The sequence below is a fragment of the Paenibacillus sp. KACC 21273 genome (genome assembly GCF_028736095.1).
Classification (GTDB): Bacteria; Bacillota; Bacilli; order Paenibacillales; family Paenibacillaceae; genus Saccharibacillus; species Saccharibacillus kyungheensis.
Genome location: NZ_CP117876.1, coordinates 5,105,361 through 5,120,333, shown reverse-complemented (window position 1 = coordinate 5,120,333; position 14,973 = coordinate 5,105,361). Strand labels below are relative to the sequence as shown.

Sequence of the window (14,973 nt, the reverse complement as noted above, 5' to 3'; positions counted from 1 at the left end):
ATCTATAATCATTTCAAAAAAGGAGGATTCTAACGTGAGTACCGAACTTCATTTGCCAACGATCGAATTATGGTGTGGAAAGACTGCTTTTGCGAAAGGGAAATCGTATTACCGTAATGGTAAAGTATCCTTCATTCAATATGATCAGCAATCTTCAATGTATCAAGCAATTGTGAATATTAGAGCTAAGCTGACCGAACAGGTTTCGATAAATGTGGATGAAGAAGGGGAAGTGTATGCTCAGTGTAGTTGCCCTTCACTGTCCTCTTATGATCATTATTGTCAGCATATTGCGGCGGTGTTAATTCATATCTATTATGCACAACAGCAAGGGATTGTACCTATTCTGGTAGAGTCCTCTGCGAAGCCTGAGCGGTCTTTGGCTGAAGAAGAGCAAGAGGTAGATACTTCGCAAGAAGATAATCATCAGATACAACAACAGCACAACGATGCACTACAATTAACCCGGCATATGCTTTCTTTATTTGCCGATAAAAAGCAACGTCCTAGTGGTAGTCGAACGTATTTCGAGACTCGAACAACTCTTCAAGTAGAATGGATCTGCAAGCCTATTGCTTACGGTAATCGGCAATACCGAATAGGCATCGAAATGAAAGTTGGACCCAAGCGTGTCTATATTGTACAGCAGTTGATCGAATTTCTAGAGCATGTGAAGCGGCGAGAAAGTTATTATTTTTCCAAATCGTTCACATATGATCCTGAACTACATAGCTTTGCTCGTACAGATGATCGTCTTATTCAGCATATGCTCGATATTATTCAAGAAGAACAACAATACGGAAGCTGGGAAGCGCAAGGTGCGATTGCTGGATACCATCAACAGCATCAGCGGTTAGTATTAATTCCAGCTTCACACTGGAAAGAAATGCTTGAGCAATTGTCTCATGCATCATCCACTGCTTTGGAATATAACGGTCAGCAATGGGGTACAGTGATGCCAAGTCAGGAATCGTTGCCGATTCAATTTCAACTGGATCGTTATGAACCAGAATTCAATAAGGGTAGCAGAGATACAACATCTCTTAGCGCCCCACCCCGATATGAATTGCATGTAGAAGGGCTAGAGCACCTTATTATACTGGAATGGTATGAAACGGTTATTTCTTATGGTCAATTGATTCATGTACCTGAGAACGAGTGTCAGCGTCTGAGTGAGCTTCAATCGATGTTGCAAGCGTCAGAGCAATATCGCACTCATCAGACGATGACTATTCCGGAAGAGCAATTAGAGCCTTTTATCGAGCAAGTGATTCCAGGGTTGATGACATTAGGTCAGGTTCATATGACTCGCGCTGTTTCTGAATATATTGTACGTACTCCGCTTCAAGCACGATTGTATCTGGATCGTGTGCGAGATCGGCTATTAGCAGGATTAGAATTTCAATACGGGCAGGTCACTATCAATCCGTTAGATCTACAAGTGCCTTCATTACCAGAAGGGCAGATTTTATTAAGAGATGGTAAGCAAGAAGAAGAGATTATGATGTTGTTGGACGAAGGTTCTTTTGTACAGACCGAAGGCGGTTATTTTTTGACAGATGAAGATGCTGAATATGAATTTTTGTATCATATTTTGCCTCGTCTGGAACAATGGGTCGAAGTGTATGCGACTTCAGCAGTTAAGGCCAGAGTATATAATCCTTTATCTGCACCCAAATTAAAAGTGAATACAGACCCGCGCCATGATTGGTTGGAATTGACTTTGGAGTTGGATGGTATAGCAGAGTCTCAGATTATAGAAGTGCTCAATTCGCTACGTGAACAACGGCGTTACCATCGTTTACCTAATGGAGCGTTATTACCTTTAGAACAACAAGAATTCCGCAAAATTATCGCTTTTATTCAGCAAACGGGTATGGCGAAATTTATGCCATTGGATCATGATCTGCTGGATCATACAACCAATGAAGAGCAGACCGGACAGTTGGTGATGCGGATGCCGCTCATTCAAGGACTCGCAGGGCTAGATCAAGAGTCAACGAACGAAAGTATCCAGTTCGGCAAGTCGCTGCGTTTGTTGTTAGACAATATGCGTAACCCTGATCTGCGCGAAGAGCCTGTACCTACCCATTTAGTTCCTATTTTACGGGATTATCAGCAGTATGGTTATCAGTGGATGAGAACACTGGCTCATTATGGTTTCGGTGGTATTCTGGCGGACGATATGGGGCTTGGCAAAACGCTACAAAGTATTACTTTTCTAGCTTCTATGTTGTCTGATATCCGGCGTAGTGGTCAGCCTGCATTGATCGTAACGCCAGCTTCACTGATGTATAACTGGCAACATGAGATTCGGCGCTTTGCTCCTGAGATTCATATTTGTCTGATTGATGGAAGCAAAACGGAGCGTAATCGGCGCTGGTATCAATCGTTGCCACAGCAGTCGTCAGAACCCGAGGGGAGTGATCGACCTGCGGTGGATGTCATTATCACTTCCTATCCATTATTGCGTCGCGATCTAGAGCAAGTGTATCGATCTTCTTTTCACACGTTGATCTTAGATGAAGCACAGACATTCAAAAATGATCTTACTCAAGTTGCAAAAGCGGTCAAACAGATCAAAGCGCAGTATCGTTTTGCATTAACAGGTACACCGATAGAAAATTCGATCTATGAATTATGGGCAATTATGCATGTGGTATTTCCGCAACTATTAGGCGATAAAAAGTCATTTGCTGATCTGTCTAACGAAACGGTTGCTAAGCGGATTCGTCCATTTGTACTGAGACGATTGAAAAAAGATGTACTCAAAGAATTGCCTGACAAACAAGAACATATCCTGATCTCTGAATTATTGCCAGAGCAGAAAAAACTGTATGCTGCTTATCTAGCCAGACTACAACAAGATGCTTTGAAGCATTTGAATGACAAGGCTGTACCGCAAAATAAAATCAAAATTCTAGCAGGACTTACCCGTTTACGCCAGTTGTGCTGTCATCCTGCTTTATTTGTAGAGCAGTATGAAGGTGGATCAGCCAAGCTAGAACAGCTGTTAGAAATTGTGGAAGAAAGTCTGGATGCAGGCAAGCGATTGTTGATCTTTTCTCAATTTACCGAGATGTTAGGGATTATCGGGCAGGAGCTTCAACAAGCGCAAGTTCCTTACTTTAATCTAGATGGAAGTACGCCTGTAGCGGAACGGGTAGAGTTATGTAATCGATACAATCAAGGAGAGCGTGATATCTTTTTAATTTCGCTCAAAGCAGGCGGAACAGGGCTTAATCTGACCGGAGCGGATACGGTAATATTATATGATCTATGGTGGAATCCAGCGGTAGAAGAACAAGCGGCTGATCGTGCTCACCGCATCGGACAGCAAAATACGGTGCAAGTGATTCGCTTGATTGCGCAAGGTACTGTAGAAGATAAAATGTTTGAATTGCAACAGACCAAAAAGCATTTGATCGACGAAGTGATTCAAGCAGGCACCGAACAACCTGCGTTAACAGCGTTAACCGAAGAAGAGATTCGCCAGATCTTAATGATCTGACGAATCTCTTTGTATAGTTAAGCCTGTATAACTTTAGTTATAAGCGTAGATTACGTGTGCATATGTGTGTTTAGACCTTCTACACCTGCAATAACGATAGAATGGTGAGCAAGTAGATCTAGATCATAAGGTGAATCTAATCGTTCACCAGCTTCATTATATAGAATCCGAATAATAGGACGTTGAGTAATCGATTTGTGAATATGCACCACAACACCTTTGAGACCATTGCTCAAAATGACAGTTAGACCGATCGGATAAATAGCGACCCGACTTTTGAAAACTTCCATCATATATTTATCATACATCGTGCCATATCCTGCATATAAGACTTCGAGTGCTTGATGAGGCAAAAGGGCAGAGCGGTACACACGACTTGTGGTCAATGCATCGTATGAATCAGCAATCGCGATCCATTTCGCATATTCATGGATATCCGGTTCGGTAATACCACGCGGGTAGCCACTTCCGTTCAATCGTTCATGATGCTGATAAGCGCAGTGGGCAGCGAGTAGCGGAATGCCTGGCTCGTCTTTTAACATTTTGTACCCGTATTCGGTGTGTAGCTTAATTTCTTCGTATTCCATATCAGTTAATCGCTCTGGCTTGGACAATATTGAGTTAGGGATTTTGATTTTGCCAATATCGTGTAACAAAGAACCAATCCCAAGCACATGCAGTTCTTCTGTAGAATATCCATGTACTTTGCCAAGTAAAAGGGTATAAATGCATACATTTAAAGAATGATGGTATAGATATTGATCTTTGGCATTGATATTCAATAACATAATCATTACTTCAGGGTCTGAGCTGATATCATTTAGAATCGAATCAACTACTCCTGAGAAGGAACGTCCAATTAAAGGGTAATTCTTCTTTTGGGCTTGAGGATCGATCAGACTGCGGAACCCGGTCTTTATTTCTTGTAACGCTTTGTGACGAGTCTCAGAAGTAATAATATCTTTGACTACGATATCTTCAGTATCTGCATCTTGAATGTACACATAATCGAGACCATGATTATGTAATTTACGAATAATACCGCTTGTTAATTCGGAGTCTATAGCGAGGAGTACAACTCCTTCATCATTGTGTATTTTTTTGGCTAATCGCATTCCCGGCTGTAGGGAGGTAACAGGTATCAACCTCAATAGTAGTCACTTCCATCTATTATAGTTTAAGGTAACAATTCCACTTAGACTGTTAAGTATTGGCGTATAAGAACACCTTATTGAAGAGTTCGACAATCATTATAAACATGGTCAAAAACCTTCGAACCAGCCGGATAGATAAAGTTCGCTTCTGTTATTTCGGTTCGTGTCTATATTGTATAGGTAAGATTTCAATAAGCGATACGTAATCTTCAATTACTGGTAAAAGAAAATCACATCGGATTCCGTGCAAAATGGGTATATTCATTATATCGACACTTCATACTTATTTAATAAATTCTGAGAGCAAATTTGTGAGAAATCTTAAAAAAAATATCTTATATTTGAAATAAAGACCTTTCACTAAGCTAGATGAATTATATAGGGATTTTTCAAAATGAACCAGAGAGATTATGGAAATCAATAACACAATTTTAGGAGGGTTTGATATGGAATTAGGATTGCAGGATAAATCTGTATTTGTAGCTGCTGCTAGTAAAGGATTAGGAAGAGCGAGTGCGCTTGAATTTGCAAGAGAAGGTGCCCGCGTAACGATTGCTAGTCGGAATATCGAACAGCTTCAAGAAGCTCAACAAGAGATTGCTTCGGCAACCGGAGTAACAGTAGACATTGTACAAATGGATGTGAATGATGCTACCCAGATTCAATCGGCTATAGCACAAGTAATCGAACGCACAAGTCGGTTAGACGTATTGGTCACCAACGCTGGCGGGCCTCCAGGAGGAACATTTGCAGATATGGCAGACGAGCACTGGCAACAAGCATTTGAACAAAATCTACTCAGTACGATTCGTCTGATTCGTGCGGCTTTACCAGCTCTACAAGCCGATGGAGGTGGACGGATAGTCAATATTGCTTCCTCTTCTGTCAAACAGCCTATCGATGGATTGATTTTATCCAATGTTTTTCGTGCGGGTATTCAGGCACTAACCAAGACATTATCTTCAGAATACGGACACAAAGGAATATTGATCAATACCGTAGCACCTGGACGGATTGCGACTGATCGAATCTTAGAATTAGACAGTAAGCGTGCAGCAGATCAAGAGATATCTATAGAAGAATTGCAAGCACAAGCTACTGCACAGATTCCACTTGGACGGATGGGAACGCCGGAAGAATTTGCACGTATGGTTGTATTTTACGGTTCGTTTGCCAATACGTATGTAACCGGACAGTCTCTGATCGTCGATGGAGGAACGATCCGGGCATTATAAGATTACATTTCATACACATGTTCAGATTCCACGTATTCATACCGATAGATAGAGAGATCGACAATAGCCTGGATACCGAATTCTACACCTTCTTCTTCAAGAAGCATTTGTTGAAGAAAACGCGATTCATCGTCTGCTATAGCGATCTCTCCTTTACTATTCACCACTCTATGCCACGGAAGATCATACTTCTTACTCATCGAATGTAACACACGCACAACCTGTCTCGCAGCACGCGGACTTCCTGCTTCTGCGGCGATCTGTCCATAAGTCATTACTTTTCCGTACGGAATAGCTTGAATAATTCGAATGACATGTTTAGTAAATGGTTGCATTATGCCTCTCCTATCTTTTTCTATTAGCATCATAGACATAAAAAGCAAAAATCAGTTTTATAGGACTACATAGTATAAAAAGTCGATCTTTTATTAATTTAATGTCGAAAAATGTAATAAATAAGCTTTTTTTATAATAAAAAGATTGATTTTAAGATATATTGGGTATAAAGTCTTATACAAAAAGAAGGTCAAATGTACGAAATAAAGGTAACAGCATATGAGAGAACATCGTTTATCACGGACGTTATTTTTGAATACACAATTTGCATTATTGAAGGAGACAACAAAATGTCTATATTTTCCCCTAGAAAAGCAAGTCTTTCGTTACAATCAGTTATTGAAGCCAGTCAAAACGTTATCACCCAAATTCAACAACAAAAAGAGTTACCTCAATTAAATGTTAAAGATGCTTCCCCAGAAGTACAAGAATTAGTTAAACATATGAATAATGCTTTTGCATTATTGTACGATCAAAAGCAAGATATTTCACTACGTTTGGATCTAGTCACTGAAGCGATTCAAGTTGGATTATGGGATATGAATGTAGTTGCTGGTGATCCGGTGAATCCGAATAATAAATTTACATGGACTGATGAGTTCCGTCATATGATCGGTTATCGTGACGAAAGTGATTTTCCGAATGTGTTAGATAGCTGGGCTTCTCTACTTCATCCCGATGAGCAAGAATTTGTATTAGATGCTTTTGCCACGCATTTACTAGATCACTCCGGTCGTACTCCTTATGATATCGAATATCGCCTCAAATTAAAAAATGGACAATATCGTTGGTTCAAAGCTACAGGTACAACGATTCGTGATCGTCAAGGTGTGCCTTTACGTGTAGCCGGAGCACTATTTGATATTCATGACAAAAAGTTAAAAGAGCAAGAGTTGCAAGCACTTGTTACGCGTTATGATCTGATCAACAAAGCATTGATCGAAGCACCATGGGATATGGAAGTCATTGCAGGCGATCCGGTTAACCCTAATAATGAGTTCTGGTGGTCACCACAATTTCGTTCAACACTGGGCTTCCAAGATGAGAAAGACTTCCCTAACGTATTAAGCAGTTGGAGCGATCGTCTACATCCAGAAGATAAAGAATATTCGTTGAATGCTTTTGCTGCTCACTTGAACGATCATACCGGACAGACTCCGTTCGCTATCGATTACCGTCTACAATTGAAAAATGGAGAATACCGCTGGTATCATGCAGGTGGAGCTACAGTTCGAGATAGCAAAGGATTACCGGTACGTGTAGCTGGAACGATTCGTGATATTACATTTGAGAAAAATAAAGATGTTGTTGTAGAAGGCATGAATAGCCGTATGCAACAATTGTCTCAGTCGATCAGTGAAATGACAACCGCTATGGCATCGGTATCTGAACAAGCACAAGAAGTCGCTTCGGCTCAAGAGAAATCAACAGAAGCGGCGAATGAAGCGAAAAACAGTGCAGATGAAACCAAAAACATTTCTACCTTTATTCGTGAAATTGCTAACCAAACGAATCTACTAGGATTGAATGCAGCAATCGAAGCCGCACGCGCAGGCGAATTGGGTATGGGATTTGCAGTAGTTGCCGATGAAGTCCGTAAGTTAGCTGTAAACAGTGCTTCTGCAACGGAGAATATCGAAACCAGTCTAAGCGATATGAAAGAGCTAATCGAACAGATTCTAGAGCATATCGGCAATATGACAACGATGACCCAGACCCAAGCAGCATTAACACAACAGGTGAATGCTTCGATGGACGAGATTAATCATATGGCAGAGTCGCTTGTTGATTTTGCGAAACAAATTTAATAGTAGACTCAAAGTTTTGGAATACAGTCTATATATAAAATGAACTACGAAAAAGAGCCTCAATAAGAGTGCTCTTTTTTTATTTCTATATATGCTTATATTAGTCGATCATAACAATCTTCCATTGATCTTGTGGATCTTTTTCAAAATAAAATGTATATACTGCTTCTTTTTCTGCTGTATCTCCTGCAACGGTTAGTTGACCGTGTACAGCGACAAGGACACGTTTTCCTTCTTTCAATGCCGTATCAATATGTGTGAATGTCATTGTATTGTCGAGCAGATAGTCATGAGCGGTACCCATACCTGTATCTATAGATTGATGAAATTGTTCTATATCTTTAGATACAATGGCATCAATTGCTTTTTTTAGCTTGTTGCTCATTGGATCATCTATTAGTGGATCGTTCACTTTATCCCAATTAATTTCATCGCTACTTGATGCTTTTGACTGCTTTGTTGCCTCATGACTATTATCAGAAGTAGCTGGTGCAGTTTCACTGGTCGCTTTTGGCATTGAAGACGGTTGTGATACGAATGTTTCGTTTCCACAAGCAGATAGCAAACTAACAGTAAAAGTTAACATAGCGAGCATACATTTCATTTTATGTATAATCAACACATCCTTTCTAATAGATATAGACGAATTTCATCTGAAAAAGTACACACTTCATCTAATTATTTATATTATGACTCAAACTTATAGATGCTCAAACAAAAAAAGACCTGTACACCGCCCACTTTTCATAAAGTATCGGGATACAGGTCTTTTTGCTATTCATTCAAATCATGTTAACGATTAAATTACACTTGTTGAACTTTCAGCAAGTTCGTATTACCCGATTGTCCAATTGGTACGCCAGCAGACAATACGATAACATCGCCTTTATTGATATAGCCTGTGTTGATGGCATTACGTGTAGCCGATTCGAACATTTCATCAGTTGTGCTTACTGCATCGCCTTTAACCGGGATAACACCGGACAATAGACATACTTTCGCCATCACTGATTCATGTTGAGTGACTGCAAAGATCGGCGCTTGTGGGCGGTATTTGGAGATCATACGAGCGGTAAATCCACTCTCGGTCGAGATAATGATCGCTTTAGCCGCTAGTTCAAGCGAAGCACTTACAGCACTTTGGCTGATTACTTCTGTAATATTGGTAGAGTGTTCTGCTCTTTTTTTAGAAAATTGCTCGTAGTAATCGATCATCGTCTCAGCACGTTGTGCAACAGCCGCCATCGTTTGAACGGATTGTACAGGATATTTACCTGCTGCGGATTCACCAGACAACATCACTACGTCTGCGCCTTGCAATACCGCATTCGCTACGTCACTTACTTCTGAACGAGTTGGACGAGGATTCACTTGCATGGATTCAAGCATATGTGTAGCAACGATAACAGGTTTACCTGCAAGGTTACATTTATCGATCATTTCTTTTTGCATCATCGGTACGTCTTGAATCGGAACTTCTACCCCAAGATCGCCACGAGCAACCATAATACCGTCAGAAGCGACGATAATATCGTTCAAGTTAGTCATACCTTCTTGGTTTTCGATTTTAGAATAGATTTGTACATGTTCTGCATTGTTTTCAGCTAGAATGCCACGAATTTCGCGAATATCGTCGCCTTTACGAACGAAAGAAGCAGCGATCATTTCGATTTTTTGTTCTAATCCGAAATGGATATGCATAACATCGCGTTCTGTTACTCCTGGCAAAGTCGTGTGAATCCCTGGTAAGTTTACACCTTTACGAGGTTTGAGTGTACCACCGCTAATAATATCGCAGAAGATATCGTTGCCTCTGATTTCACGTACATTCAGGTCTACCAGACCATCGTCGATCAGAATGCGGTCGCCTGCTTTAACGACTTCATTTAATTCAGCATAGTTTACGCCGATACGTTCAGCATCGCCTAGAATTTCTTCTGTGGTTAAAATTAATTGTCCGCCTGCACGTAATTCACAGGAAGCTTCTCTTAATTTACCAATACGGACTTCAGGTCCTTTGATATCCATCATAATCGGTACAAATGTATTTAATTCAGCCGCAGCTTGACGTACATTCTGGATACGCATCACATGATCTTCTAACTCACCATGAGCCATATTTAGACGAGCTACTGTCATGCCCGCTTTGATCATTTCTTTTAACATTTCTACAGAATCACAAGCAGGTCCCATCGTACAGATAATTTTAGTTCTAAGCATTGGTTATCCTCCTAGAAGCGATTTTATTTAGTTTACATTGGAATGATTTTCGCACAATAAAATAGATTAACGATTGCGATTAATATACTTAACTGTACGAAAATCATAATGCATATTGGCGTATTTCTATATGCGAAAAAACACTTTTCATAAATTATTGTAACTGTAATACACACAGTATTCTATGAACTATAGTACAATGATTAGACTATAGTACACTAAAAGTATAAAAAAGGATGTCGGAAATAGTCATATGAGCGGAGCAGACGTGCAACAAAGGAGGAAAGTCAGAAATGTTAAAGATTGTTGATGTACAGGAGCATCACACAGTGAATTGGTACGAAAAAGATCATTTAGCCGGACAGATCTATTGTCTCAGTCTGGTGACTTATGGCAAATGTGTATATTGGGTGAATGAGCAGAAGCAGATTATGGAAAAAGGCGAAATGCTACTGATTCCAGCTCATCTTGCTTATTATGGCAAAAGTATTCCAACGATGATGCATACCAAATTAGTGATTTATTTTCGAGTAGAGCAACCGGATCTGGATTTATCGATTTTGCGTCAGCCCGAGCCATTAAGGCTCAAACTGGGCTGTTATGATCTCATTCATGAGAAGTTGAAAATGATTATTTCGCAATGGACAGAACATACTCCATATTATGAGTTGATGACTGAAACGTTGTTAATGCAGTTGTTAATTGAGATTAGCCGGGAATATGATCAAAAGCTAATCAGTGGCGATAAGCATCAATTGGTCGATATGATGAAGCATTATATTCAACGTAATTATAACCACCGGATTACCAAAGAACAATTAGGCGAAGTGATTGAGCGAACGCCGAATTATGCCGCTAATCTGTTCAAAAGTGTCACCAACCAGACGATCAGTGACTATGTACATCATCAGCGGATGAAGCGTGCTGTATATATGCTAACCGAATCTCAATTAACGATTGCTGAAATTGCAGAATTTTTGGGTTATCGTGATCTGTCGTACTTTTATCGTGTATTCAAGCGGATGATGGGTACTGTTCCTTCTGAATTGATGCATGATCGCCCACCGATCTTGTAAATCAAATACGATCAACTACAATCGTTCACGAGTCTGCTTGGGCGATTGACCGATCACTTTTTTGAACATTTTAGAAAAAAGAAAAGGATCGGTATACCCGACCGAACGAGAAATATCGCTGATCGATAACTGACTATGATGAAGTAATTCTAACGCTCGTTTCATACGATATTCGATCATGAATTGTTGCAGAGATACGCCAAGTTCTGCTTTGAACAGCCCTGATAAATACGTACGATCAAGACCGACAGCCGCAGCGATATCCAGTACACTGATCTTTTGACTATAACTGTTTTCGATATATTCGATCGCTTGTTGCAGATAACGTTCTCTCGAAGGCGTGACCCGTATAGGGGTAGTCGATACTGGAGCACAAGCGATCAATTCATAGATTAACTGATACAACATACCTTGCGCATAGACATCTTCGCCTGGTTCATTGTAAGCCGCTAACAGTTGATCATAGAAATGCTGGAACCATGCTCTACCCTGACTATCATATACAGGATGATCGAGTGTAAGATGTGCACGCTGCATTAATGATTTGGCGTTGATTCCTTTGAATCCTATCCACGTATAGACCCACGGATCATCAGCATCGGCTTCATAATTCATAATAGTATCGGGAAAAATCAAAAATCCCTGTCCTGCTGTAAGAGAATATTCTTTGTCCTGAATACGCAAAATACCTGATCCGCTATGAATATAATGAAGAATATATGAATCTCTAACTCCTGGCCCCCACGCATGGCTTGCTGTACATTGTTCTGTTCCGAAAAATAATAAATTCAAATCCATCGGCGGATAAGATACGGAATGCGTGTAATGCGTATACGGTAAATGGTGAAGCAACATAATATCGATTCCTTTCCACAACACAATCTCTATCTATATATCATTAGTATATCGTACATACATCTTTTAGAGATACAAATATAAAATGGGATTATGCCATGTTTATGATCGTTTACTCTATGTTTTTATAAAGCGCTTACCTCTATAGTTAACTGTATCAAAGCAGTCTAATAAGGGATACCTATGGAGGAGTTATAACGATGTCTAAAATTACGTTTATCGGTGCAGGAAGTACAGTATTTGTCAAAAACGTATTAGGTGATGTAATGCTTACACCTGCACTACAAGGATTCGAACTGGCTTTATACGATATTGATGTGAACCGACTACAAGAGTCCGAAAATCTATTAACCAGTATCAAAAACACAGTAGGAAGTACATGTAATATAGTAACGTATACCGATCGCAAAGAAGCATTACGTGGAGCAAAATATGTGATTAATGCGATTCAAGTGGGTGGATACGATCCATGTACAATAACGGATTTTGACATCCCTACAAAGTACGGTTTGCGCCAAACGATAGCAGATACATTAGGTATTGGAGGGATTTTCCGTAATCTGCGTACCATTCCGGTGATGCTTGAATTTGCACAAGATATGCGTGAAGTTTGTCCGGATGCTCTATTTTTGAATTATACGAATCCAATGGCGGTATTAACAAATGTGATGAACACTTACGGGGGCATTCAGACTGTGGGATTATGCCATAGTGTACAGCAATGTATTCCGAACTTATTTGATGCGCTGGGTATAGATAAAACAGGTATTCAAGCGAAAATTGCAGGTATTAATCATATGGCATGGCTGTTAGAAGTCACGCGAGATGGAGTAGACCTGTATCCTGAGATCAAACGACTTGCCGCTGAAAAGCAAAAAACCAAACATGATGATATGGTGCGTTTTGAGTTGATGTTGAGATTTGGGTATTATGTGACCGAGTCTTCTGAACACAATGCTGAATATCATCCGTATTTTATCAAACGTCAATATCCTGAACTGATCGAAAAGTTCAATATTCCCTTAGATGAATATCCACGCCGTTGTGTAGAGCAGATCAAAGGGTGGAATGATATGAAAGAACAACTATTTGCGAGTGAACATATTCAGCATACACGTAGTCTGGAATATGCTTCTTATATTTTAGAAGCGATCGAGACCAATACACCTTATAAAATTGGAGCCAATGTAATGAATACCGGTCTGATTCCGAATTTGCCGACTGAAGCATGTGTTGAAGTGCCTTGCCTGGTGGATGCTTCAGGAGTTACGCCTACGTACGCAGGTCATCTTCCACCACAATTAGCTGCACTGAATCGTACAAGTATTAACACGCAGTTGTTGACAATTGAAGCAGCGATTACAGGCAAAAGGGAACATATTTATCATGCAGCTATGCTTGATCCCCATACATCTGCCGAGTTGTCGATAGACGATATTGTAGCGCTGTGTGATGAATTGATTGAAGCGCATGGAGATTGGTTACCTCAGTATAGCTAAAAAAAGGTAAACAGAAATATAGGTAAAGTGGTACTCCTAGTGTGAACAGGCATGGTATGATGGATGCTAACATCACTTTTAAGAACACAGGAGATATTACAAATGATGAGTAAAAAATCTTGGTCGTTGTCGTTGCTCAGCGTGTTACTACTATATATAGGTCTGATTCCGACAGTGTACGGAGCCAGTGCAACATCTACATCATCTACAGACCTATGCTCGGCTACTACCAAAGTCCGCAAACATTATATTAACGTCTCTGTAGCTACGCTGTGGAAACAACCAGGTCTGGAGCGTGCGATAGACGCACCTTCATTATCCAATCCGGTCGATATGAAAAAGTGGACATCCGCAATGTCTTCTGTCACGCAGCGCAGATGGTTAACAGGCAAAACAGAAACTCAAGCTTTATATGGTCAAGAAGTACGTATGTTGCAAGTGAAAGGCGAATGGGCGCAAGTTGCTGTAGTCGGACAATCTACACCGAAAAGCAAATACGGCTATCCCGGCTGGTTGCCTAAAGCACAGGTAAGTACATTAAGTACTATGGATTACAGCAAATGTCCGATAGCGATTGTGAGTGCAAAAACAGCTTATGTCTACAAAGCAGATCAAACTACCAAAAGTGTAGAAGTTAGCTTTAACACACGTTTTCCAGTGATTGCGCAAGCTGGCAATTGGATTCAAGTCTGGACACCTAATGAGAATAAAGCATGGATGAAAAAATCAGATGTAGTAGTATACGATTCATTACAGGATATACCGAAGCCTACCGGTGCTGATCTGGTAGCGACAGGCAAACAATTTCTAGGATTGCCTTATCTGTGGGCAGGCATATCTGCGTATGGATTCGATTGCTCTGGATTTACATCAACAGTATATGGTTATTATGGTATTGCTTTACCGCGTGATGCATCTGCACAGATCAAAGAAGGTACAGCAGTAAGCTGGAACCAGTTACAACCAGGTGACCTTATGTTTTTCGCTACAAATAATGGTAAAGGCAGTGTTCATCATGTCTCTATGTATATCGGCAATGGACAAATGATGCACTCACCCAAAGCAGGGAAAACAGTAGAAATCATTTCTATCCATACCAGTGCATATGCTAAAGAATTTGCAGGTGCTCGTAGATATCTTGATTAACATATTGCTTCAAATAAAAGATTAGTTAGAACTCTATGCCTTGTATGAGGTATAGAGTTTTTTTTGTTTTCAATCAGTATAAAAATATAAAATGATATAATTCATATAAATATTAATTAATTACATATAAATA

At 40.1% G+C, this 14,973-nt stretch carries 11 protein-coding genes; 6 read left to right on the top strand and 5 right to left on the bottom strand.

The window, feature by feature from the left end:
* Positions 1 to 34 precede the first annotated feature (34 nt).
* Complete coding sequence (locus tag PQ460_RS22460; protein ID WP_274171244.1) at positions 35 to 3,511, top strand: DEAD/DEAH box helicase; 3,477 nt, start codon at positions 35 to 37, stop codon at positions 3,509 to 3,511.
* A 50-nt stretch (positions 3,512 to 3,561) separates the two neighbouring features.
* Here the strand turns inward: PQ460_RS22460 and PQ460_RS22455 are convergent, their stop codons facing one another.
* Complete coding sequence (locus PQ460_RS22455; RefSeq protein ID WP_274171243.1) at positions 3,562 to 4,626, bottom strand: HD-GYP domain-containing protein; 1,065 nt, start codon at positions 4,624 to 4,626, stop codon at positions 3,562 to 3,564.
* A gap of 485 nt (positions 4,627 to 5,111) precedes the next feature.
* Here PQ460_RS22455 and PQ460_RS22450 point away from each other — a divergent pair, with 485 nt between their 5' ends.
* Positions 5,112 to 5,900, top strand: coding sequence for an SDR family oxidoreductase (locus PQ460_RS22450; RefSeq protein ID WP_274171242.1), 789 nt, complete (start codon positions 5,112 to 5,114; stop codon positions 5,898 to 5,900).
* Positions 5,901 to 5,902: 2 nt separating this feature from the next.
* On the opposite strand, the gene PQ460_RS22445 is transcribed toward PQ460_RS22450, so the two are convergent.
* Positions 5,903 to 6,235: an MGMT family protein gene (locus PQ460_RS22445; RefSeq protein WP_274171241.1), complete on the bottom strand. Its 333-nt coding sequence runs from the start codon at positions 6,233 to 6,235 to the stop codon at positions 5,903 to 5,905.
* Between the two features lie 297 nt (positions 6,236 to 6,532).
* On the opposite strand from PQ460_RS22445, the gene PQ460_RS22440 reads away from it, so the two are divergent.
* A complete protein-coding gene (locus tag PQ460_RS22440; protein WP_443147225.1) occupies positions 6,533 to 8,044 on the top strand; it encodes a methyl-accepting chemotaxis protein in 1,512 nt (503 codons plus the stop codon).
* A gap of 100 nt (positions 8,045 to 8,144) precedes the next feature.
* Here PQ460_RS22440 and PQ460_RS22435 read toward each other — a convergent pair whose 3' ends face one another.
* Both PQ460_RS22435 and pyk read right to left on the bottom strand, forming a co-directional pair.
* On the bottom strand, positions 8,145 to 8,630 hold the full coding sequence (locus PQ460_RS22435) for a hypothetical protein (protein WP_274171239.1): 486 nt from the start codon (positions 8,628 to 8,630) through the stop codon (positions 8,145 to 8,147).
* 218 nt (positions 8,631 to 8,848) lie between these two features.
* Positions 8,849 to 10,264, bottom strand: a complete 1,416-nt coding sequence (gene pyk / locus PQ460_RS22430) for a pyruvate kinase (RefSeq protein ID WP_273614457.1) — start codon at positions 10,262 to 10,264, stop codon at positions 8,849 to 8,851.
* Between the two features lie 293 nt (positions 10,265 to 10,557).
* Between pyk and PQ460_RS22425 the strand changes: the two genes are divergently transcribed.
* Positions 10,558 to 11,340 carry an AraC family transcriptional regulator gene (locus tag PQ460_RS22425; protein ID WP_274171238.1) on the top strand — a complete coding sequence of 261 codons (783 nt, stop codon included), beginning with the start codon at positions 10,558 to 10,560 and terminating at the stop codon, positions 11,338 to 11,340.
* A 15-nt stretch (positions 11,341 to 11,355) separates the two neighbouring features.
* Here the strand turns inward: PQ460_RS22425 and PQ460_RS22420 are convergent, their stop codons facing one another.
* The gene (locus PQ460_RS22420) at positions 11,356 to 12,219 is read right to left on the bottom strand and encodes an AraC family transcriptional regulator (RefSeq protein WP_274171237.1); all 864 of its coding nucleotides are present in this window, start codon (positions 12,217 to 12,219) and stop codon (positions 11,356 to 11,358) included.
* A 176-nt stretch (positions 12,220 to 12,395) separates the two neighbouring features.
* Between PQ460_RS22420 and PQ460_RS22415 the strand changes: the two genes are divergently transcribed.
* Together PQ460_RS22415 and PQ460_RS22410 are read left to right on the top strand one after the other, a co-directional pair.
* On the top strand, positions 12,396 to 13,694 hold the full coding sequence (locus PQ460_RS22415) for an alpha-glucosidase/alpha-galactosidase (protein WP_274171236.1): 1,299 nt from the start codon (positions 12,396 to 12,398) through the stop codon (positions 13,692 to 13,694).
* 105 nt (positions 13,695 to 13,799) lie between these two features.
* The gene (locus tag PQ460_RS22410) at positions 13,800 to 14,840 is read left to right on the top strand and encodes a C40 family peptidase (protein ID WP_274171235.1); all 1,041 of its coding nucleotides are present in this window, start codon (positions 13,800 to 13,802) and stop codon (positions 14,838 to 14,840) included.
* Positions 14,841 to 14,973: the final 133 nt, after the last annotated feature.

What these genes read in the sequence shown, in the direction of transcription:
- PQ460_RS22425 (WP_274171238.1), top strand. Translation starts at nt 10,558, where the DNA reads ATGTTAAAGATTGTTGATGTACAGGAGCATCACACAGTGAATTGGTAC.
- PQ460_RS22450 (WP_274171242.1), top strand. Translation starts at nt 5,112, where the DNA reads ATGGAATTAGGATTGCAGGATAAATCTGTATTTGTAGCTGCTGCTAGT.
- PQ460_RS22435 (WP_274171239.1), bottom strand. Translation starts at nt 8,630, where the DNA reads ATGTTAACTTTTACTGTTAGTTTGCTATCTGCTTGTGGAAACGAAACA.
- PQ460_RS22415 (WP_274171236.1), top strand. Translation starts at nt 12,396, where the DNA reads ATGTCTAAAATTACGTTTATCGGTGCAGGAAGTACAGTATTTGTCAAA.
- PQ460_RS22445 (WP_274171241.1), bottom strand. Translation starts at nt 6,235, where the DNA reads ATGCAACCATTTACTAAACATGTCATTCGAATTATTCAAGCTATTCCG.
- PQ460_RS22410 (WP_274171235.1), top strand. Translation starts at nt 13,800, where the DNA reads ATGAGTAAAAAATCTTGGTCGTTGTCGTTGCTCAGCGTGTTACTACTA.
- PQ460_RS22455 (WP_274171243.1), bottom strand. Translation starts at nt 4,626, where the DNA reads ATGCGATTAGCCAAAAAAATACACAATGATGAAGGAGTTGTACTCCTC.
- pyk (WP_273614457.1), bottom strand. Translation starts at nt 10,264, where the DNA reads ATGCTTAGAACTAAAATTATCTGTACGATGGGACCTGCTTGTGATTCT.